At 62.7% G+C, this 20592-nt stretch carries 14 protein-coding genes; 6 read left to right on the top strand and 8 right to left on the bottom strand.

The genetic code is table 11. From position 1 onward, the window contains the following. The first annotated feature begins 116 nt into the window (after nt 1-116). Nucleotides 117-1775 (top strand): VRR-NUC domain-containing protein, encoded by a 1659-nt coding sequence (locus ACIPO9_RS00840; RefSeq protein ID WP_400778245.1) that lies wholly within the window; start codon nt 117-119, stop codon nt 1773-1775. Between the two features lie 308 nt (nt 1776-2083). On the opposite strand, the gene ACIPO9_RS00835 is transcribed toward ACIPO9_RS00840, so the two are convergent. Genes ACIPO9_RS00835 through mfd form a run of 3 tightly spaced genes read right to left on the bottom strand, consistent with a single transcriptional unit; the run spans nt 2084 to nt 8813 of the window. Continuing rightward, nucleotides 2084-4789, bottom strand: coding sequence for a DEAD/DEAH box helicase (locus ACIPO9_RS00835; protein WP_400778242.1), 2706 nt, complete (start codon nt 4787-4789; stop codon nt 2084-2086). A 13-nt stretch (nt 4790-4802) separates the two neighbouring features. Further along, complete coding sequence (locus ACIPO9_RS00830; protein ID WP_274131904.1) at nt 4803-5339, bottom strand: CsiV family protein; 537 nt, start codon at nt 5337-5339, stop codon at nt 4803-4805. 9 nt (nt 5340-5348) lie between these two features. Then, nucleotides 5349-8813 (bottom strand): transcription-repair coupling factor, encoded by a 3465-nt coding sequence (gene mfd, locus ACIPO9_RS00825; protein WP_400778239.1) that lies wholly within the window; start codon nt 8811-8813, stop codon nt 5349-5351. A 181-nt stretch (nt 8814-8994) separates the two neighbouring features. Here mfd and ACIPO9_RS00820 point away from each other — a divergent pair, with 181 nt between their 5' ends. Continuing rightward, nucleotides 8995-10458 (top strand): glyceraldehyde-3-phosphate dehydrogenase, encoded by a 1464-nt coding sequence (locus ACIPO9_RS00820; RefSeq protein WP_400778237.1) that lies wholly within the window; start codon nt 8995-8997, stop codon nt 10456-10458. Nucleotides 10459-11247: 789 nt separating this feature from the next. Here the strand turns inward: ACIPO9_RS00820 and ACIPO9_RS00815 are convergent. Together ACIPO9_RS00815 and ACIPO9_RS00810 are read right to left on the bottom strand one after the other, a co-directional pair. Continuing rightward, nucleotides 11248-12537 (bottom strand): MFS transporter, encoded by a 1290-nt coding sequence (locus tag ACIPO9_RS00815; RefSeq protein WP_274131908.1) that lies wholly within the window; start codon nt 12535-12537, stop codon nt 11248-11250. A 175-nt stretch (nt 12538-12712) separates the two neighbouring features. Further along, nucleotides 12713-13267, bottom strand: coding sequence for a chalcone isomerase family protein (locus tag ACIPO9_RS00810; protein ID WP_400605138.1), 555 nt, complete (start codon nt 13265-13267; stop codon nt 12713-12715). Nucleotides 13268-13637: 370 nt separating this feature from the next. Between ACIPO9_RS00810 and sthA the strand changes: the two genes are divergently transcribed. Beyond that, nucleotides 13638-15032, top strand: a complete 1395-nt coding sequence (gene sthA, locus ACIPO9_RS00805; protein WP_274131912.1) for a Si-specific NAD(P)(+) transhydrogenase — start codon at nt 13638-13640, stop codon at nt 15030-15032. Nucleotides 15033-15074: 42 nt separating this feature from the next. Here the strand turns inward: sthA and ACIPO9_RS00800 are convergent, their stop codons facing one another. Both ACIPO9_RS00800 and ACIPO9_RS00795 read right to left on the bottom strand, forming a co-directional pair. After that, on the bottom strand, nt 15075-15797 hold the full coding sequence (locus ACIPO9_RS00800) for a glycerophosphodiester phosphodiesterase family protein (protein WP_274131914.1): 723 nt from the start codon (nt 15795-15797) through the stop codon (nt 15075-15077). Between the two features lie 36 nt (nt 15798-15833). Then, the gene (locus ACIPO9_RS00795) at nt 15834-16421 is read right to left on the bottom strand and encodes a PilZ domain-containing protein (RefSeq protein WP_274131916.1); all 588 of its coding nucleotides are present in this window, start codon (nt 16419-16421) and stop codon (nt 15834-15836) included. Between the two features lie 127 nt (nt 16422-16548). On the opposite strand from ACIPO9_RS00795, the gene ACIPO9_RS00790 reads away from it, so the two are divergent. The 3 genes from ACIPO9_RS00790 to ACIPO9_RS00780 are packed head-to-tail and all read left to right on the top strand — an operon-like array spanning nt 16549 to nt 19784. Then, the gene (locus ACIPO9_RS00790; protein ID WP_274131917.1) at nt 16549-17799 is read left to right on the top strand and encodes a lipoprotein-releasing ABC transporter permease subunit; all 1251 of its coding nucleotides are present in this window, start codon (nt 16549-16551) and stop codon (nt 17797-17799) included. Nucleotides 17800-17806: 7 nt separating this feature from the next. After that, nucleotides 17807-18490 (top strand): lipoprotein-releasing ABC transporter ATP-binding protein LolD, encoded by a 684-nt coding sequence (lolD, locus tag ACIPO9_RS00785; protein WP_400603621.1) that lies wholly within the window; start codon nt 17807-17809, stop codon nt 18488-18490. Nucleotides 18491-18539: 49 nt separating this feature from the next. Further along, on the top strand, nt 18540-19784 hold the full coding sequence (locus ACIPO9_RS00780) for a lipoprotein-releasing ABC transporter permease subunit (RefSeq protein ID WP_274131919.1): 1245 nt from the start codon (nt 18540-18542) through the stop codon (nt 19782-19784). A 9-nt stretch (nt 19785-19793) separates the two neighbouring features. On the opposite strand, the gene ACIPO9_RS00775 is transcribed toward ACIPO9_RS00780, so the two are convergent. Then, on the bottom strand, nt 19794-20477 hold the full coding sequence (locus ACIPO9_RS00775; protein ID WP_400778233.1) for a sulfite exporter TauE/SafE family protein: 684 nt from the start codon (nt 20475-20477) through the stop codon (nt 19794-19796). Nucleotides 20478-20592 lie beyond the last annotated feature (115 nt).

Raw genomic sequence — 20592 nt, 5'->3', positions numbered from 1 at the left:
GGCAAGCTGGCCCCTGTGATGGCTGCCGTTAATCGGGGCAGGCACAAATGCCGCTGGAATCTGTACGGATAGACAGTATCCTTACCAGTTCCTGCCAGCCGTCACGTGATCCCATTGTGAGCCTTTCTCCCCTCGACAACCCTTTCTATTACCTGGAAAACTTCCGCCAGGTATTGAGCTGGATCGGCCAGCGCTACGGCGATCTGCTGATCGATGAGGAGCGCAGTTTCATCAAAACCTTCGCCCGCCTGCCGCAGTCGGCCCAGGCGCTGCTGGTGAGGATGGTGATGCGCAAGGGGACGCACTTTCGCGCCAGTAAGCTCGATTACGCCGAGATTGGCGATGCGCGCCTCGCGGTCGCGCCATTGATCGAATGCGGCTGGGTCGATGGCCAGCCACCTCTGGATCTCACGGCGCTGTTCGGCCTGTTGCGCAAGGACGAACTGGCCCAGTGCTTCAAGGTGCACCGCGTCAAAGGCGCGGAAAAGAAGGCCGACCTGCTGCAGCGCCTGTTGCCCGATTACAGAGGTGCGCAACCTTTGGCGCAGTGGTTTTCAGGCCTGGACGAGTCGATCTTCGCGCTGCAAGTCATGCCCTTGTGCGATCGTCTGCGGCTGTTGTACTTCGGCAACCTCTATCAGGAATGGTCGGAGTTCGTGCTGTCGGATCTGGGGATCTATCGTTACGAAAAAGTCGAGTTTTCTGTCGAGTCCCGGGGCATCAGCCAGCGGGCGGACATCGACACCTGCCTGCATCTTCACAGCTGTCGTCAGGCGCTCGACGAGGGGGGTGAACTGCAAGCTCTGGCTGACCAGGCGCTGGCGATTTCAACTGACAACCCGTGGCTGGCCATGCGTCGGGCCAAGCTGTTGTTCCAGATCGGCTATCAGGCTGAACGTGAGCAGGATTGGCCGCTGGCGCTGAGCGTTTATGTGCAGTCCAGTTATCCGGGGGCCCGGGTGCGCAGGATCCGGGTGCTTGAGCGCGCCGGGCAATTCGTCGAAGCCATGGCGCTGCTGAACATTGCCGAGGCGGCGCCGCAGAACGACGAAGAAACCCAGCACCTGATGCGCATCGCCCCACGCCTGCAGCGCAAGCTGGGGCAGGGCAGCACAAAGCGCAAGGCGGCGCGAGTCGTCACCCGGCTGGACTTGAGCGTGGTGCCGTTGCCTGATTGCAGTGTCGAGCAGTTGATTGGGCAGCATCTGGCTGAAGCGGGCAGCGAGGTGCATTACGTGGAGAATGCGCTCATCAATTCGTTGTTCGGATTGTTGTGCTGGCCGGCGATTTTCGCGCCGTTGCCGGGGGCGTTTTTTCACCCGTTTCACAGTGCGCCGAGTGATCTGTACAGCCCGGATTTCTATCAGCGTCGCGCCGGGGCGTTCGATGGGTGTCTGGCGGCGCTGGCGGACGGTCGTTATCAGGCGCTTATCCGGCAGAACTATGTGGACAAGTTCGGTTTGCAATCGCCGTTCGTGTTCTGGGGCGCGCTGACGCCAGAGCTGCTTGAAACAGCGCTGCATTGCCTGCCTGTGCAGCATTTGGAGCGCTGGTTCCGCCGCTTGCTGCAGGACATCAAAGCCAACCGCACAGGCATGCCCGACCTGATCCAGTTTTATCCCGAGCAACGCAGCTACCGCATGATCGAGGTCAAGGGCCCCGGCGACCGCTTGCAGGACAACCAGTTGCGCTGGCTGGATTTCTGCGCCGAACATGGGATGCCGGTGGTGGTGTGTTATGTGCAGTGGGCCGAAGAATCCGCCCTGGCCGGGTGATGCGGCGACCATGAGGACGCCCCCGCGGGCAAGCCCGGCTTCTACGGTTTCGTGGTGTGCCCCGGTTCCGCTTCTGGCCGAAGGCCGTAGCAGCACGGCTTGCCGGCGGGGTCGCCGCTGCTCCCTGTAGGAGCGCGCTTGCCCGCGACTGCGGTCTGGCTGCACCTGAATGTGCAACTGATCCACCGCCATCGCGGGCAAGCGCGCTCCTACGGATTCGTGTTGTAAGGGAATGGTCGATACACCGACACCCCCGTAGCAGTCCGGCTTGCCGGCGTGACGTTTTCAGGGGTGCCGCCGGGATCCGCCTACCGTTTGACCTTCTTCGGCGGCGACGGCAGTGGTGCGAACAAAGCTTCGATGTCTTCGTCCTGAAGTTTCCAGTCGCCGCTGACCCGGCCGTCGAGCACGCCTGCGGCCAGTGCCGATTTTTCCTTCTGCAGGTGCTGGATCTTCTCTTCCACCGTGCCCTTGGCGATCAGCTTGTAGACGAACACCGGTTTCTCCTGGCCGATGCGGTACGCCCGGTCGGTCGCCTGGTTCTCCGCCGCCGGGTTCCACCAGGGGTCGTAGTGAATCACCGTGTCGGCAGCGGTCAGGTTCAGCCCGGTCCCACCGGCCTTGAGGCTGATGAGGAAAATCGAACGCTTGCCGCTCTGGAAATCCTGCACCGGGGTGCGGCGGTCCTTGGTGCGGCCGGTCAGCAGGGCGTATTCGACGCCACGCTGTTGCAGCTCGGCCTCGATCAATTCCAGCATCGAAGTGAACTGCGAAAACAGCAGGATCTTGCGATTCTCCGCCAGTAACTCTTCGAGCATGTCCATCAGGCTTTGCAGCTTGGCCGAGCTTGAATGGCGGCTGTTCACCGGCACGCTGTTGACCAGACGCAAATCGCAACAGACCTGACGCAATTTGAGCAACGCCTCCAGGATGATGATCTGGCTGCGCGCCACGCCCTTGCGAATGATCTCTTCGCGGACCTTCTTGTCCATCGCCAGACGCATGGTTTCGTACACGTCGCGCTGGGCGTCGTTGAGTTCGACCCAATGCACGATCTCGGTCTTGGGCGGCAGTTCGGTCGCGACCTGCTCCTTGGTGCGGCGCAGCAGGAACGGCTTGATTCGCGCGTTCAGGTGCTCAAGGCGCGCCTCGTTGCCGGACTTCTCGATGGGCGTGCGGTAGTTGCTGTTGAACTGCTTGGCATCGCCCAGCCAACCCGGCATCAGGAAATGAAACAGCGACCACAGCTCGCCCAGGTGATTCTCCAGCGGCGTGCCTGACAGGCACAGGCGCTGCCGGGCGTTGAGCTGGCGCGCGGCCTGGGCGGCCTTGCTGTTGGGGTTTTTGATGTACTGGGCTTCATCGAGCACCAGCACATGCAGCAGCTGCTTGCTCAGAAGCTCTACATCACGCGGCAGCAGGGCATAGGTGGTGAGAATCAGGTCGTAGTCCTGCAGGCTCTCGTATTCCTGATGCCGATTGGCGCCGTACAGCGCCAGCACCTTGAGCTGCGGCGTGAAGTGCCTGGCCTCGTCCAGCCAGTTGGGGATCAGGCTGGTGGGCATCACTGCCAGCGCCGGTCGGTCCAGCCGCCCGGCCTGTTTCTCCACCAACAGATGCGCGAGGGTTTGCAGGGTCTTGCCCAGGCCCATGTCGTCGGCCAGCACGCCGCCGACTTCCAGCTCGCGCAGGGCCTGCATCCAGCTCAGGCCTTCGAGTTGGTAGGGCCGCAGCGTGGCGTTGAGGCCTTGCGGAATCTGGACCTTGGCGTCCTTGATGTTGACCAGCCGTTCGGAGAACTGCCGCAGGCGGTCGCCGCCTTGCCACACCAGCGGCAGGTCGTCGAGTTGCTTGAGACGCGTGGCGTCGGCGGTGTTCAGGCGGATGGCGTCGTTGCCTTCCTCGCGCCAGTAGAAATCGCCAAGGGTCGCCAGCACGTTTTTCAGCCGGCCATAGGGCAGGGCGACTTGGATCGGGCCGCCACCGCGCTGGGTGAAGTGATTCAACTGCACCAGCAGTTGTTCGTCATCGCGACGCTTGGCGATGCCGCTGGCGGTCATCAATTCGGGATGCGTGCGCAGCAGGTTGATCAGGATCGGCAGCAGGCTCAGGCGCTCGCCGTTGACGATGATACCCAGCTCCAGGTCGAACCAGTCGTGCTCGGGTTCTTCATCGACCACCGCGTACCAGTCGTCGACCGGCGTCACGTCAAAGCCGAACTCTTCGTTCATCTCCACGTGCCAGCCATCGGCGCGCAAGGTCGGCAGCTCATCGAGCATGAAACTCAACCAGGCCTTGTCGGTAGGCAGCTCGAACATTTCCCCGGCGCTGTCGGGCAACGCCTTGCTCTGGCGCGTGGCGATGCGAAAACCGATCTCCTGCAACTGCTTGCGGTACTGGTTTTCGCGGTCCAGATGGCGGCGCAGGCGCAGGGTTTCCTCGGGCAGGTGGCGCACGATATCGCTGGAGCGGCCCGGGGCTGGCACGCCCGAGGTGTAGAACTCCTCGTAGCGGAAAGCCAGGGCGGCGCGGTGCTGGATATGCCGCTGCATCTTGCCGTTGCGCGGCTCGTAGGCGCTGAACTCGAAACTGGCGAGGATCAGCCGTGGCACGGGCTGGATGTCGTCGATGATGCGTTCCGGCAGCGCGGGCTTTTCCTCGGCCTTGGGCGCACGCGATGCGCTGTCGCGCTCGACGGCGGCGAGGATGCCGGATTTGTTCTCCGGGTCCTGCAGGAAGAACAGCGCCGCCGCACAGTGCTTGCAGTTATTCCTGACAGGGCAGGTGCACTTGCCGATGACGAAATTGCGCGTGCGCTCGGGGTCCTTGAATTGCAGGGTCTGGGTGTAGATCTCAAGGCTCGAGCCACGGCACACGGTGCGGACCAGGTCGGCGCTCAGGTGCTGCAGCGCCACGCGTTTCTGCCGGGCATAGTCATGCCCGCGTTCCACGCTCTGAGCCTTGAATAGCGGTTCCCATGGCAGGGCCAGGGCTTTTTCCAATAGGGATGACACGTCTTGCCCTACGTCAACGCGGTGCTTGAAGGGGAGAAACCTTGATCAGCATGGCCAGGCTCCCGTTGTCCAGGTAGGTCAATTCGCCGTTCCTGACCCGGGTCGCCTGGCGCATGCGTTCGCTGGTCACCAGCACGCCATGATCGTCCAGCTGATTGACCCAGAAGTTGGCGTCGATATCCGTAAAGCGCGCCAGGCCCAGGCTCACCGTACCCTCGATGGGGAAGTGGCCGAACTGCTCGGTGCCGCTGCTGATCGCCACCTTGCTCGGGGTGGCGCTCAGTTGTTGTTGCCAGGCGCGGTGCAGCAGCACCTTGTAGCCTTCGCTGGCTTTCAATTTGTCGACCAGCGCGTCCAGTGCGGTGGTGGTCTGGTTATCGGCTCCCAGCTTCTGCGCGCCGGCGGCCCAGTCTTCGGGGGCCGCCTGATTGGTCGCGGCAGGCTCGCCGCTCTGGCGGAACAGGATCAGTTCGACCTGGTAGGCGCCATCGGCGAATGCCGCAGGGGCGATCAGCACCAGCAGCAGGGTGAACGTGTGAAGCAGACGCATGTACTTTCCTTAAGCCGATTTTTTAGGGGGCAGCGGGGTCAGCCGCTCGAACAGCGCTTCGAGCGTGTTGAAGCGCTCCTCGGGACGCTCCATCGGCACCATGAACTTGAACAGCGTGGCACCTTCGAACTTGTAGCGTTTGGGTTGCCCCTGAATCAGCTTGATCAACGTCAACGGGTCTACTGGAGTATCGGCGGCGAATTCGATTCGTCCACCTTGCGGGCCCGCATCGACCTTCTTGATGCCCAGTTGCTCGGCCTTGAGCTTGAGCGCGGTCATGCGCACCAGGTTCTTGGTCGGCTCCGGCAGCAGGCCGAAGCGGTCGATCATTTCCACTTGCAGGTCCTTGAGGCCTTCCTCGTCGGCGGCGTTGGCGATGCGTTTGTAGAGGATCAGCCGCGCGTGGACATCCGGCAGGTAGTCCTCGGGAATCAGCCCCGGCACCCGCAGGTTGATTTCCGGGCCACCGCCCAGCGGCTGCTCCAGGTTCGGCTGCTCGCCCTTGCGGATCGACTTCACCGCGCGCTCGAGCATTTCCATGTAGAGGGTGAAACCCACAGCCTGGATCTGCCCGCTCTGGCCTTCGCCCAGCAATTCGCCCGCGCCACGGATTTCCAGGTCGTTGGTGGCCAGCACGAAGCCCGCGCCCAGGTCCTGGGTATTGGCAATCGCCTCCAGGCGCTTTTCGGCATCCGGGGTGATCTGTTTGCGCGGCGGCGTCAGCAGGTAGGCATAGGCCTGGTGGTGACTGCGCCCGACCCGGCCGCGCAACTGGTGCAGCTGGGCCAGGCCGAACTTGTCGGCACGCTCGATGATGATGGTGTTGGCGCTCGGCACGTCGATGCCGGTCTCGATGATGGTCGAGGCGATCAGCACGTTGAAGCGCTTGTGGTAGAAGTCGCTCATGACCTGTTCCAGGTCACGCTCGTGCATCTGCCCGTGACCGATACCGATCCGCGCTTCGGGCACCAGTTCGGCGAGGTCGGCGGCGCATTTCTCGATGCTCTTCACATCGTTGTGCAGGTAGTACACCTGCCCGCCGCGCAACAGCTCGCGCAGCAGCGCCTCTTTCACCGTGGGCTTGTTCTGCTCCATGACGAAGGTGCGCACCGACAGGCGCCGGGCAGGCGGGGTGGCGATGATCGACAGGTCGCGCATGCCGGCCACGGCCATGTTCAGGGTGCGCGGAATCGGCGTGGCGGTCAGGGTCAGGATATCGACCTCGCTGCGCAGCGCCTTGAGCTGTTCCTTCTGACGCACACCGAAGCGGTGCTCTTCGTCGATGATGACCAGCCCCAGGTTCTTGACCTTGACGTCGTCCTGCAACAGCTTGTGGGTGCCGATGACGATGTCGATCTTGCCCTCGGCCAGGTCCGCCACGGCGGCGTTGATTTCCTTGGCCGATTTGAAGCGGCTCATCACCTCGACGCGCACTGGCCAGTCGGCGAAGCGGTCGCGGAAACTGTTGTAGTGCTGCTGGGCGAGCAGGGTGGTCGGCACCAGGATCGCGACCTGCTTGCCGCCATGCACGGCGATGAACGCCGCGCGCATGGCCACTTCGGTCTTGCCGAAGCCGACGTCGCCGCACACCAGGCGGTCCATCGGCTTGGGCGCGAGCATGTCGGCGCGCACCGCTTCGATGGTGGTCTGCTGGTCCGGGGTTTCTTCGAACGGGAAACCGGCGCTGAACGTTTCGTAGTCAAGCTTGGGATCGGCAAACGCATAGCCTTCGCGGGCGGCGCGGCGGGCGTAGATGTCCAGCAGTTCGGCGGCGACGTCGCGCACCTGCTCGGCGGCCTTGCGCTTGGCTTTCTGCCAGGCCTCGGAGCCCAGGCGATGCAGCGGCGCCAGTTCGTCATCGCTGCCGGTATAACGCGCGATCAGGTGCAGGTTGGCCACCGGCACGTACAGCTTGGCCTCTTCGGCGTAAGCGAGCATGAGGAATTCGGCGACCTGGTTTTCCACCTCCAGCGTCGCCAGGCCCAGGTAGCGGCCCACGCCGTGGTCGATGTGCACCACCGGCGCGCCTTCGCGCAGCTCGGCCAGGTTCTTGATGACCGCATCGCTTGAATGGCCGTCGGCGCGTTTCTCGCGGCGGCGACGCTGCATGACGCGCTGCCCGAACAGCGGGCTTTCGGCGACCAGGGCGAGCGCCGGCTGATCCAGCATCAGGCCTTCGTCCAGTGGCGCGATGGTGATCGCCAGGCGCTCTTTGCTGTCGACGAATTCCTGCCAGCTGTCGAGGGTTTTCGGGCGCAGCTTCAGGCGTTCGAGCAACTCCAGCAGCACTTCGCGACGCCCGGCCGATTCTGCGGTGAACAGCACGCGGCCGGGGAATTCGTCGAGGAAATTCGAAAGCGCCGCCAGCGGCTGGCTGGCCTTGGCCTCGATGGCCAGGTCCGGCAACGCACGGCCCGGGAAGCGCTCGCGGCCCACGCCGGTGTCGACGTCGTCCTGGCTTGCAACGATCCGCGGCCAGCTCTTGAGGCGCGCGAAGCAGTCCTCGACCGGCAGGAACAGTTCGGCGGGCGGCAGCAGCGGGCGGTCGGGGTCGACGCGGCGTTCTTCGTAACGGTTGCGCACATCCTTCCAGAAGGTTTCTGCCGCCTGCTCGATGCCCGGCAGTGAGAATACCTGGGTGTCTTGGGGCAGGTAGTCGAAGAGGGTCGAGGTTTCTTCGAAGAACAGCGGAATGTAGTACTCGATCCCCGCCGGGGTGATGCCGCTGTTCAAGTCCTGGAAGATCGGGCTGCGGCGGAAATCGACATCGAAGCGCTCGCGAAAGCGCGCCTTGAAACGGGTGACCGCTTCCTTCTGCAGCGGGAATTCCTTGGCCGGCAGCAGGCGGACCGAATCGACCTTGTCGATGGAACGCTGGGTTTCCGGCTCGAAGGTGCGCAGGGTTTCGATTTCGTCGTCGAACAGGTCGATCCGGTAGGGCAGTTTGCTGCCCATCGGAAAGAGGTCGATCAGCGCGCCGCGCACGGTGAATTCGCCGTGCTCGTACACCGTATCGACGTAGCGATAGCCGCTGGCTTCGAGCCGCGTGCGCATCAGCTCCACGTCCAGCTTCTGGCCGACGTCCAGCACCAGGCTGCTGCCGAGCAGGAATTTGGTCGGCGCCAGGCGGTGCAGGGCGGTGGTGATCGGCACCACCAGCACGCCGTGATCCAGCTCCGGCAGCCGGTAAAGGCTGGCGATGCGCTGGGAGATGATGTCCTGGTGGGGCGAGAACAGATCGTAGGGCAGGGTTTCCCAGTCAGGGAAATGCAGCACCGGCAGATCAGGGGCGAAGAACTTCAATTCCTGCTCCAGCCGCTCGGCGCTCTGGCTGTCGGCGGTCAAAAGCAGGGTGAAGCGTTTCGCGGCGCTGGCGGCCTCGGCAATGGCAAGGCTTTGAGCGGCACCGGGCAGGTTGCCCCAATGTTGTTTGCCAGTGGCGGCAGGAAGATTCGGCAGGCGCAGGACGGGCACGTTAGATAGAGCTCCAGGCGTTGCGGCAAAGCTTGTGATTGTAACTAAATCGGGAAACCGCTGTCAGTTTTGTGCTCGCCTTTATAGGTGCCAAATTATGTAGTGCCCGGCAACATGAAAACTCCGGATTGCTCATAAACAAAGGCTTGGGCATAATGTAGTCCCTTTTTTCAGCCCCTACATGTGGAAGGTTCCCGTGACTCAGAAGCCCGACCAGTGTCTTGGTGAATGGATCGATCGTGAAGCGCTCGCCGAAGCGATGATCCCTCTTATCGGTCAGCTCTACCGCAACAACAATGTGGTGAGTTCGATCTATGGCCGCACTCTGATCAACCGTTCAGTCATCGCAATTCTCAAGGCACACCGCTTTGCGCGTCATCGTCAGGCCGACGCGACCGAATTGTCCGTGCACGAGACTTTCCCGCTCATCAAAGCGATGAGCGAGCTCAAACTGGGTGCCGCTTCGGTGGACCTGGGAAAGCTGGCCGTCAAATACAAGGCCGAGGCCAACGGCCGCACCGCCGAGCAGTTCGTACGTGAAGAAATGGCCGAGATCGTGGGCCAGCAGAATTCCGGCGCGCGCAAGGGCACTGACGTCGTGCTGTACGGTTTCGGCCGTATCGGTCGTCTGCTGGCACGCATCCTGATCGAGAAGACCGGTGGTGGCGACGGCCTGCGCCTGCGCGCCATCGTCGTGCGCAAGGGCGCCGAGAACGACCTGCTCAAGCGCGCCAGCCTGCTGCGTCGTGACTCGGTGCACGGTCCGTTCGACGGCACCATCACCATCGACGAAGCCAACAGCACCATCACTGCCAACGGCAACCTGATCCAGGTGATCTACGCCAAGAACCCTACCGAGGTGGACTACACCCAGTACGGTATCAAGGATGCGCTGCTGGTCGACAACACCGGCGTATGGCGTGATGCCGATGGCCTGGGCCAGCACCTGCAGTGCCCGGGTATCGACCGCGTCGTGCTGACCGCGCCTGGCAAGGGCAAGCTGAAGAACATCGTTCACGGCATCAACCACCAGCAGATCACCGCTGACGACAAGATCATTTCCGCAGCCTCCTGCACCACCAACGCCATCGTGCCGGTGCTCAAGGCGGTCAACGACAAGTTCGGCATCGTCAACGGTCACGTTGAAACGGTTCACTCGTACACCAACGACCAGAACCTGATCGACAACTTCCACAAGGGCGACCGCCGTGGCCGTAGTGCCGCGCTGAACATGGTCATCACCGAAACCGGCGCCGCCACTGCCGCTGCCAAGGCACTGCCTGAACTGGCGGGCAAGCTGACCGGCAACGCGATCCGTGTACCGACGCCGAACGTGTCGATGGCGATCCTGAACCTGAACCTGGGCACAGCCACCACTCGCGAAGAAATCAACGAATACCTGCGCGAAACCGCGCTGTACTCGGACCTGCACAAGCAGATCGACTTCGTGAACTCCCAGGAAGTGGTCTCCACCGACTTCGTAGGCTCGCGCCACGCCGGTGTGGTCGACGCCGAAGCGACCATCTGCATGGATAACCGCGTTGTACTGTACGTCTGGTACGACAACGAATTCGGTTACAGCTGCCAGGTAGTGCGCGTGATGGAAGACATGGCCGGTGTAAACCCGCCTGCATTCCCGAAGTAACGCGAAAAGCAGCTGCAAGCGGCAAGTTTTAAGCTGCAAGCTGAAGCAAAAAAACGCCCCGACTGGTTCGGGGCGTTTTTTTGCTTGTGCCGGATTTTCAAGGGAGCGCCGGCGCGCACCAGTCCCGTAGGAGCGCGCTTGCCCGCGACTGCGATCTGTCTGCACCTCCATCTGCAACTGACCCACCGCCATCGCGGGCAAGCGCGCTCCTACGGATTTGGGTCGTGAGGTGATGGTGGGTACAACCCCAACCCCGTAGCAGCACGGCTTGCCGGCGGGGGCGTCCTCGAAATCGCCCCCGCCTGCTGGGTTGCCCTCGGGCCTGTAGGAGCGCGCTTGCCCGCGACGGCGATCTGTCTGCATCTACATCTGCAACTGACCCACCGCTATCGCGGGCAAGCGCGCTCCTACGGATGTGTGGTGTGAGGTGGTGGTGGGTACATCCCCAACCCCGTAGCAGCACGGCTTGCCGGCGTCGGCGTCCTCGAAGTCGCCCCCGCCTCCTGGGTTGCCCTCGGGCCTGTAGGAGCGCGCTTGCCCGCGACGGCGATCTGTCTGCACCTCCATCTGCAACTGACCCACCGCCATCGCGGGCAAGCGCGCTCCTACGGATCTGTGGTGTGAGGTGGTGGTGGGTACAACCCCAACTCCGTAGCAGTCCGGCTTGCCGGCGTCAGCGATCTTGAAGGCGCCTCGCCGGCAAGCCGGACTGCTACGGGACGGTGTAAGACAGGCACATACAAAAACGCCCCGAACATGTCGGGGCGTTTGCGTTGTTGCGTACAGCTGTCAGCCCGCGACGGCTTCCATGCGCGCCTGGCCGCCCTTGCGGAACAGCACCAAGGTGGCGATCAGGCCCAGGACGGCGGCGCCGCTCAGCCAGATGCCGGGGGCTGCCTTGTTGTCCAGGACGTGGATCAGGTAGGTACAGGCCGCCGGGGTGAAGCCGCCGAAGGTGGCGGTGGCCAGGCTGTAGGCCAGGGAGAAGCCAGTGGTGCGTACTTCGACCGGCATGATCTCGGTCAGCGAAACCACCATCGCACCGTTGTACGAACCGTACAGGAACGACAGCCACAGCTCGACCATCAGCAGGTTGGCGAAGCTCGGGTTGGCGGTCAGCCAGGACAGGGCAGGGTAGGCCGTGACGATGGCCAGGATGGTCGCGGCCAGCAGCAGCGGTTTACGACCGATCTTGTCCGACACCGCGCCCATCACCGGCAGCCAGATGAAGTTCGAGATACCCACACACACCGTCACCAGCAGGCTGTCCAGATCGGACAGGTGCAGCTCGTTCTTGCCGAAGGTCGGGGTGTAGGCGGTGATCAGGTAGAACGACACGGTAGTCATGACCACCAGCGCCATGCCGGCGATGACCACGCCGAAGTTGGAGCCGATGGACTTCATCACCTCGCCCATGGTCGGACGGTGTTTGCGCGCACGGGCTTCGAACTCAGGGGTTTCTTCCAGTGAGCGACGGATGATGAAGATCGCCGGAACGATCATGCAGCCCACCAGGAACGGCACGCGCCAGCCCCACTGGCCCATGTCTTCAGGCGTCAGCCAATGGTTCAGGCCAACACCCAGAAGGCCTGCGAATACCACGGCGGCTTGCTGGCTGGCAGACTGCCAGCTCACGAAGAAGCCTTTGCGGCCCGGGGTCGAGATCTCGGCCAGGTACACCGACACACCACCCAGTTCCACACCGGCGGAGAAGCCTTGCAGCAGGCGGCCGATCAGCACCAGCAACGGCGCCGCGACGCCCAGGGTCGCGTAACCCGGTACGAAGGCGATCAGCAGGGTGCCCATGGCCATCAGGGCCAGGGTGATGATCAGGCCTTTCTTGCGGCCGTGGTGGTCGATGTAGGCGCCGAGGAAAATCGCGCCCAGCGGACGCATCAGGAAGCCGGCACCGAAGGTGGCCAGCGAGAGCATCAGCGAGGCGAATTCGCTGTCGGCAGGGAAGAAAGCCTTGGCAATGGCGGTGGCGTAGAAGCCGTACACCATAAAGTCAAACATTTCAAGGAAGTTGCCGCTGACAACGCGAAATATCGCCTTGCCTTTGCCTGTGTTCGAGGCCATTTGGAAATACTCACTCAATGCGTCTAGCTAGGGGGATCCGTTGTATTTATGCGTCCTCTCATGCGGGGTCGGAGCTTGGCCTCCCACGCCGCATATTTGTAACGATATGTGTAAAAGTGGCGGATAGCAATCAGAAGACACTTATCATGCTGCGCCGTTCCGGGGTGGCATGGGCTTATTTGAGCAGCGCTTCACGCAGGTCGGCGGACAGGCCGTCCGGAGCCAGCCAGATCGCGAAATACACCTTGGCCAGCTCCGCATCGGCGCTGGCGAAGATCACTTTGCCGTTGCGGGTCAGGTTCAAACCGTCGCTGCGGTTCCAGCTCAGGTCGTAGCGATCGCCATCCTTGATGTCCTGAAAGCTGTTGTGCAGGCGATCGAGTTCGGGCTTGAGGCGTTTCAGGGTTTGCGCAGGCTGCTGTTTTTCAAGCGCAACGTTGGCGGCCTTGATGACGTCCTCGCGGTCGATGTCGCGAAAGTAATACAGCTCAAGCTTTTGCGGCGTCTGCGAAAAGGCGGCCTGCCGGGCAGAAACCGAGGGTTCGGCATAGAAAGCCGCGGCGTACACGTCCGTCCACAAGTACGTGAGGATTGCCTGATTCTTGCGCTCGAGCACCGGAGACTGTCCCTCGAGCCGGGCCGGAAAGTCGGCCTTTTTCAGCAGGTCCGCGTGAGAGGCCAGGGCGAGAGGGCTGGCGATGAGGCCCAGCACGAGTATCCAGTGAGTCAGGCGATGGCGCATGGTTAGGGCCTTGTGTGCGGTCGAGTGTGTAAGGGTATGTCAGATTGGCCGCCGCCGGGCGTCAGCGCAAAAATCCCCACAAAGCGTACGCAAACCCACAAAATCTCAGCTTTTATTGGGATTCCCACCGCGTAGGGATTTATCATCCGCACACTTTGGCGTCTGAACGGCTGTTGAGGCCGATCAAATGCCACGTCACTCAGCCAGAATTGGCATGTGACACGACCAAGGGTTAATGTTCCCCGCGACGCGAGACGTTTAGACTGCGCCGCGAGTTTCGATTCTTCATGCCGCCAGCCGCGGCATGATCCAGCCGGAGACGCCAGAGTGGCGTCTCGGCCTGTTCTGAGGAGTACGCATGGCTGTCTACAACTACGACGTAGTGGTGCTGGGTTCCGGCCCGGCTGGGGAAGGCGCGGCAATGAACGCCGCCAAGGCTGGGCGCAAGGTGGCGATGGTCGACAGCCGTCGCCAGGTCGGCGGCAACTGCACCCACCTGGGCACGATCCCGTCCAAGGCACTGCGTCACTCGGTCAAGCAGATCATCCAGTTCAACACCAACCCGATGTTCCGAGCCATTGGCGAACCGCGCTGGTTCTCCTTCCCGGACGTGCTGAAAAGCGCCGAAAAGGTCATCAACAAGCAGGTGGCCTCGCGCACCGGTTATTACGCACGCAACCGTGTCGACGTGTTCTTCGGCACCGGCAGCTTTGCTGACGAACGCAGCGTCGATGTGGTCTGCAACACCGGCGTGGTAGAAAAGCTGGTCGCCAACCAGATCATCATCGCCACCGGTTCGCGCCCTTATCGCCCGGCCGATATCGACTTTTCCCACAAGCGTATTTACGACAGCGACACCATCCTCAGCCTGAACCACACCCCGCGTAAGCTGATTATCTACGGCGCAGGCGTGATCGGCTGCGAATATGCGTCGATCTTCAGCGGTCTGGGGGTGGACGTCGAGCTGATCGATAACCGCGACCAGTTGCTGAGCTTCCTCGACGCGGAAATTTCCCAGGGCCTGAGCTACCACTTCAGCAACAACAACGTGATGGTTCGCCACAACGAAGAATACGAGCGGGTCGAGGGCCTGGAAAACGGCGTGATCCTGCACCTCAAGTCCGGCAAGAAGGTCAAGGCCGACGCCCTGCTGTGGTGTAACGGTCGGACCGGCAACACCGACAAGCTGGGTCTGGAAAACGTCGGCATCAAGGCCAACGGCCGTGGCCAGATCGAGGTCGATGAGGAATACCGCACCAGCAAGCCGAACATCTATGGCGCCGGTGACGTGATCGGCTGGCCGAGCCTGGCCAGTGCGGCCTACGACCAGGGCCGTTCGGCCTCGGGCAAGGCGGTGGACAACGGCACCTGGCGGTTCGTCAACGACGTGCCGACCGGCATCTACACCATTCCGGAAATCAGCTCGATCGGCCAGAACGAACACGATCTGACCCAGGCAAAAATCCCGTACGAAGTGGGCAAGGCGTTCTTCAAGAGCATGGCTCGCGCGCAGATCTCCAACGAGCCGGTGGGCATGTTGAAGATCCTGTTCCACCGCGAAACCCTGGAAATCCTCGGCGTGCATTGCTTCGGCGACCAGGCGTCGGAGATCGTGCACATCGGCCAGGCGATCATGAACCAGCCGGGTGAGGCGAACTCGATCAAGTACTTCGTCAACACCACCTTCAACTACCCGACCATGGCCGAAGCCTATCGGGTAGCGGCGTACGACGGCCTCAACCGGCTTTTTTGAGCGGCTCCGGCCGGTGGCCTGAGCCGGCCGGGGAGACCGATTTCAGTAATTCCCGAGGGTGGCGCTGGCCAAACCGGGAAAGTCTGTAATCAGGCTGTCAACGCCGAAGTCGGCGAGTCTGCGCATCAGCGCAGGCTCGTTGACTGTCCACACCGACACATGCAGGCCCTGATTCTGGGCTCGCTTCAGGCGCTCGGGCGTGCACAGCGTCCAGTTCAGCGCAAGAATCTCACAGCCGTAGCTCTGCGCGACCTTCAGCGGATCCAGCCAGGCATACTCCGCCACCAGTCCTCGCGACACATCCGGTGTCAATTCCAGTGCAGCCCCCAACACTTCCCGCGAACTCGAGGTGATGGTGATCTTGTCCAGCAAGCCATGACGCTGGGCCATTTCGCGAATCGCCAGCACCGTGGTCGCCGAGCGGGTGCGTGACGCGCTTTTAACCTCCAGTTGCCAGTGATCGAAGTCGCACTGCTCGAACAGCTCCTCAAGACGCGGAATCGGGCACGGCTGCACCCAGCCCGGGCCACCCTTGCGGGCGTCGTAGGTCACGAGGTCGGCGGCGTCATGCTCGACCACCTTGCCGCGCCGGTCGGTGGTGCGTTTGAGGGTCGGGTCGTGGATGACCATCAGCTCGCCGTCGCGGGACAGGTGCAGGTCCAGTTCGCAACGCTTGACCCCATGCTTGAGGCATTCCTTGAAGCTGGTCAGGGTGTTTTCCGGTGCTTCGCCCTTGGCGCCGCGGTGGCCGTAGATTAGGGTCACAAATGCTCCTTCGATAACGCGCCTTGAGGCTGAAAATCAGGTGGGATCGGGATTGCTCTGCTCTCGGGCAAGCCTGCGCTGGGCGGCTTGTCGTTGCAGGATGTGTCTGGCCAGCAACTGGCGCTGGGCGTCGGAGAGGTCGACCCATTCGGTGCCCACCTCGAAGTCGCCGATCTTCAGCGAATGGCACTGGGTCACCCGGGCGCGCAGCATCATGCCGGAGGCCTGGGGCATCAGCACCATCTTGACCGACAGCAGGGTGTCGACCGGGAAGGGGCGGTGGGATTCGAACTGCAGCCCGCCCTCGGACATGATGACCTTTTGCGGCGCACCCAGCTTGCCCAGCACGGTCTGCGCGACCACCTGGCCGAGCAGGTCGATGCGCTTGCTCATGGCCCGCAGGAAGCTGTTGGTGGTGCGGTCGCGGTCATCGAGCTGGCGCAGCAGATGCTGGGATTCGAACTCGGCCACGTGCAGTTCGCTCAGCAGATCGAACAGCGTGGAGCTGTCGTTGTGCGCGTGTTCGTCCAGGGTACCGGAGGCTGGAATGCGTTGAATTTCCAGTGCGACGCTGTCCTCGATACGGTAGTATTCGCGGCGTTCTTCTTCATCTAGTGTCGGCATGGCGAACCCATGGTAGCGGCGGTTGTCAGAGTGATTGCGCTTGAATCGCGGCTCATTGATTCGAGTGTAAAGCCGCAGGCCCAGGCCCGCCACAAGGACGTTCCCATTCCTTTGAACAAGCCCTTACATGTTCAGACCTCTTTTTGTTTTCATCGGCACGCGTTACACCCGTGCAAAACGCCGTAACCATTTTGTCTCCTTCATTTCCCTGACGTCGATGATCGGACTCGCCCTGGGCGTCGTGGTGATGATAGTCGTGTTATCGGTCATGAACGGCTTCGATCACGAGATGCGTACCCGGGTTCTCGGCATGGTTCCACACGCGACCATCGAATCCGGCGAGCCGATCAACGACTGGCAGAACCTCGCTGCGCGGGTCAAACAGAACCCGCAGGTCGAGGCCGTCGCGCCGTTCACCCAGATGCAGGGCCTGCTGACCAACAATGGCAACGTGCAGAAGATCCTGCTCAATGCCATCGACCCGGTTCAGGAACGCAAAGTTTCGATTATCGACGGCTTCATGAAACAGGGTCATCTTGACGATCTGGTGTCAGGCGGCTTCGGTGTGGTCATCGGCGACAAGGCTGCGGCCAAGCTCGGCGTGGGCATCGGCGACAAGGTGACGTTCGTGTCGCCCGAAGTCACGGTCACGCCTGCCGGGATGTTCCCGCGCATGAAGCGCTTCACCGTGGTCGGTATCTTCCACGTCGGCGCCGGCGAGCTGGACGGCTATCTGGGGGTGACCAACCTTCAGGACCTGGCGCGCCTGCATCGCTGGAAGCCCGATCAGGTGCAGGGCCTGCGCCTGAAGTTCACCGACCTGTTCAAGGCGCCGCGCACGGCCTACGAAATTGCCCAGAACCTGGGCGACCACCAGTACTACTCCCGTGACTGGACCCGCACCCACGGCAACCTGTACCAGGCCATCGGCATGGAGAAATCCATCATCGGCCTGCTGCTGTTGCTGATCGTGGCGGTGGCGGCGTTCAACATCATTTCGACCCTGGTGATGGTGGTCAACGACAAGCGCGGCGACATCGCGATCCTGCGCACCCTGGGTGCGACGCCGGGCCAGATCATGCGCATTTTCATGGTCCAGGGCACGGTGATCGGCGTGGTCGGCACGCTGGTCGGCGCCGGTGTCGGCATTCTTGCGGCGCTGAACGTCAGTTCCGCGATTTCGGCGCTCGAAGGCCTGATCGGCCACAAGTTTCTCAACGCGGATGTCTATTTCATCGACTATCTGCCCTCGCAATTGATGACCGAAGACGTGCTGCTGGTGTGCGGCGCGGCGCTGGTCCTGAGTTTCCTCGCCACCCTGTATCCAGCCTGGCGTGCGGCGCGCACCCAGCCGGCAGAGGCGTTACGTTATGAGTGAGTCGGGCATGAGTGATAAAGCTGTTCTGAGTTGCCGCAACCTGGGCAAGTCCTACGAGGAAGGCCCTGAATCGGTAGTGGTGCTGTCCGGTCTGCAACTGGAACTGCATCCGGGCGAGCGCGTGGCGATCGTCGGCAGTTCGGGTTCGGGCAAAAGTACCTTGCTCAACCTGCTCGGCGGCCTGGACACGCCCACCGAGGGCAGCGTCTGGCTGGCCGGTGAAGAGTTGTCGGCGCTGAACGAAAAGGCCCGGGGCCTGCTGCGTAACCGGGCGCTGGGTTTCGTCTACCAGTTCCACCACCTGCTGCCCGAGTTCACGGCGCTGGAAAACGTCTGCATGCCGCTGCTGATCGGCAAGACCTCGATCCCCGAAGCCCGCCAGCGCGCCACGGCGCTGCTGGAGCGTGTAGGGCTTGCGCACCGTCTGGCGCACAAGCCTTCGGAGCTGTCCGGTGGTGAACGCCAGCGTGTGGCGATTGCCCGCGCGCTGGTCAACCAGCCGGGCCTGGTGATGCTCGACGAGCCGACCGGCAACCTCGACTCCCACACCGCCCAGGGTATCCAGGACCTGATGCTGGAACTCAGCACCTCGTCGCGCACCGCGTTCCTGGTGGTGACCCACGACATGAATCTGGCGCGCCAGATGGACCGCGTGTGGCGTCTGGAAGAAGGCCGTCTGGTCGAGGCGTGATGTTTTCAGCCCCTTCGGGGGCTTCATTTTCAGCTACGGTGCTTCACCCATGTTCAGACCGTTATCCATCTTTATCGGCGCGCGCTACACCCGGGCCAAGCGGCGCAACCACTTCATCTCGTTCATTTCGATGACCTCGATGATCGGCCTTGCGCTGGGCGTCCTGGCCATGATCGTGGTGCTGTCCGTGATGAACGGTTTCCAGAAGGAAATGAGTTCACGCATCCTGGGCATGGTGCCCCACGCGGTGATCGATGGCGTCAAGCCGCTCGACGACTGGAAACCTGCCGCCGACGCCGCGTTGAAGAACCCGCAGGTCACCGCCGCCGTGCCATTCACGCAAATGGACGGCATGCTTTCCTACAAGGGTTCGATGCAGCCTATCGAGATCAACGGCGTGGACCCTGCGCTGGAATCCCAGGTGTCCATCGTCACTCAGCACATCGTTCAGGGCCGCCTGCAGGATTTGAAAGCCGGCGAGTACGGCGTGGTGATCGGTGAAATCACCGCGCGGCGCTTTCGCTTGAACGTCGGCGACAAGATCACCCTGATCGTGCCGGAAATCAGCAGCGATCCGGGGGGCATCACCCCGCGTCTGCAACGCCTGACGGTGGTTGGCGTGTTCAAGGTCGGCGCCGAGCTGGACGGCTCCATGGCCTTGGTCAACGTGGCCGACGCCGCCACCATCAAGCGCTGGCAGCCCAATCAGGTGCAGGGTGTTCGCCTGGCCCTGACCGACCTGTACGCCGCGCCGCAAGTCTCGGCGGCCATCGCAGGTAACCTGGGCGCGGACTACAAGGCCGATGACTGGACCCACACCCAGGGCAGCCTGTTCAGCGCCATGAAAATGGAAAAGACCATGATTGGCCTGCTGTTGCTGATGATCGTCGCGGTGGCGGCCTTCAACATCATCGCCACGCTGATCATGGTGGTGAACGACAAGGGCGCCGACATCGCGATCCTGCGCACCATCGGCGCGACGCCGCGTCAGATCATGGCCATCTTCATGGTGCAGGGCACTGTGATTGGCGTGGTCGGCACGCTGATCGGCGGCGTGCTGGGCGTGATCGCCGCGATCAACGTCAGCCAGTTGGTGGGTTGGGTCGAACGTGTCACCGGGCAGCACATCTTCACCTCGGACGTGTACTTCATCAGCAACCTGCCATCGCAACTGGAAGGCAGTGATGTGGTGATGATCTGCGCCGCGGGGCTGATTCTCAGCTTCCTGGCGACCATCTACCCGGCCTACCGCGCCTCGCAGATCCAGCCGGCCCACGCGCTGCGCTACGAGTAAGCCTGCCGGTCAATGCCCCATCAGCCAGTGTTGATGGGGCCCCGGCAGCGTCCACAGCCCGAACAGGATCACCAGCAGCCCGCCGGCCACCCGCACCCCACGCTTGCGCAGCAACGCAGTGGTGCGCTCGGCGGCAAGGCCGGTGGCCAGCAGCACCGGCCAGGTGCCAATCCCGAACGCCAGCATCAGCAGTGCACTGTGCAGCGCATTGCCTTGGCTTGCCGCCCACAGCAGCGTGCTGTAGACCAGCCCGCACGGCAGCCAGCCCCAAAGGGTACCGAGCAAAAGGGCGCGGGGCATGTTCGACACCGGCAGCAAGCGGCTGGCGACGGGCTGGATGTAGCGCCACAGCCAGCGTCCCAGGCCTTCGATGCGCGTCAGGCCGCTCCACCATCCCGCCAGGTACAGGCCCATGCAGATCAACAGCAGGGCAGCGATGACTCGCAGCAGCATCGCGCCAGGGCTGTTGGCCACGGCCCAGCCGGCGAGGCCGATGAGCAGGCCCGCGCAGGCGTAGCTGAAAACCCGCCCCAGGTTGTAGGCCACCAGCAGGCGCAAGCGACGGCTGCGTTGTTCGGCCGGGATCGCCATGGTCAGGGCACCCATCAGCCCGCCGCACATCCCCAGGCAATGCCCGCCACCCAGCAGGCCGAGGATCAGCGCGGAGAGGAGTTGGGGGAGGAGGTCAGGCATTGGGGTAGCCGTCGCGGGGCAGCCCCCCCCAACAACCGGCCCCGGTGAGGTGGGCGCGGGCCCCCCCCCCGGCCGGCGGAGGGCACGCCCAACCCCAAGAAAACAAAACACGGTT

It is taken from the genome of Pseudomonas sp. NPDC090203 (genome assembly GCF_044746765.1).
GTDB lineage: Bacteria > Pseudomonadota > Gammaproteobacteria > Pseudomonadales > Pseudomonadaceae > Aquipseudomonas > Aquipseudomonas putida_AD.
Note: the sequence above shows the minus strand (reverse complement) of the source record. Positions and strands in the feature narration are given on the sequence as shown.

Excerpts from the sequence above, each read along its gene's own strand:
- sthA (WP_274131912.1), top strand. The coding sequence starts at position 13,638 with ATGGCTGTCTACAACTACGACGTAGTGGTGCTGGGTTCCGGCCCGGCT.
- ACIPO9_RS00775 (WP_400778233.1), bottom strand. The coding sequence starts at position 20,477 with ATGCCTGACCTCCTCCCCCAACTCCTCTCCGCGCTGATCCTCGGCCTG.
- ACIPO9_RS00830 (WP_274131904.1), bottom strand. The coding sequence starts at position 5,339 with ATGCGTCTGCTTCACACGTTCACCCTGCTGCTGGTGCTGATCGCCCCT.
- ACIPO9_RS00815 (WP_274131908.1), bottom strand. The coding sequence starts at position 12,537 with ATGGCCTCGAACACAGGCAAAGGCAAGGCGATATTTCGCGTTGTCAGC.
- ACIPO9_RS00795 (WP_274131916.1), bottom strand. The coding sequence starts at position 16,421 with ATGCCGACACTAGATGAAGAAGAACGCCGCGAATACTACCGTATCGAG.
- ACIPO9_RS00780 (WP_274131919.1), top strand. The coding sequence starts at position 18,540 with ATGTTCAGACCGTTATCCATCTTTATCGGCGCGCGCTACACCCGGGCC.
- lolD (WP_400603621.1), top strand. The coding sequence starts at position 17,807 with ATGAGTGATAAAGCTGTTCTGAGTTGCCGCAACCTGGGCAAGTCCTAC.
- ACIPO9_RS00790 (WP_274131917.1), top strand. The coding sequence starts at position 16,549 with ATGTTCAGACCTCTTTTTGTTTTCATCGGCACGCGTTACACCCGTGCA.
- ACIPO9_RS00820 (WP_400778237.1), top strand. The coding sequence starts at position 8,995 with ATGTGGAAGGTTCCCGTGACTCAGAAGCCCGACCAGTGTCTTGGTGAA.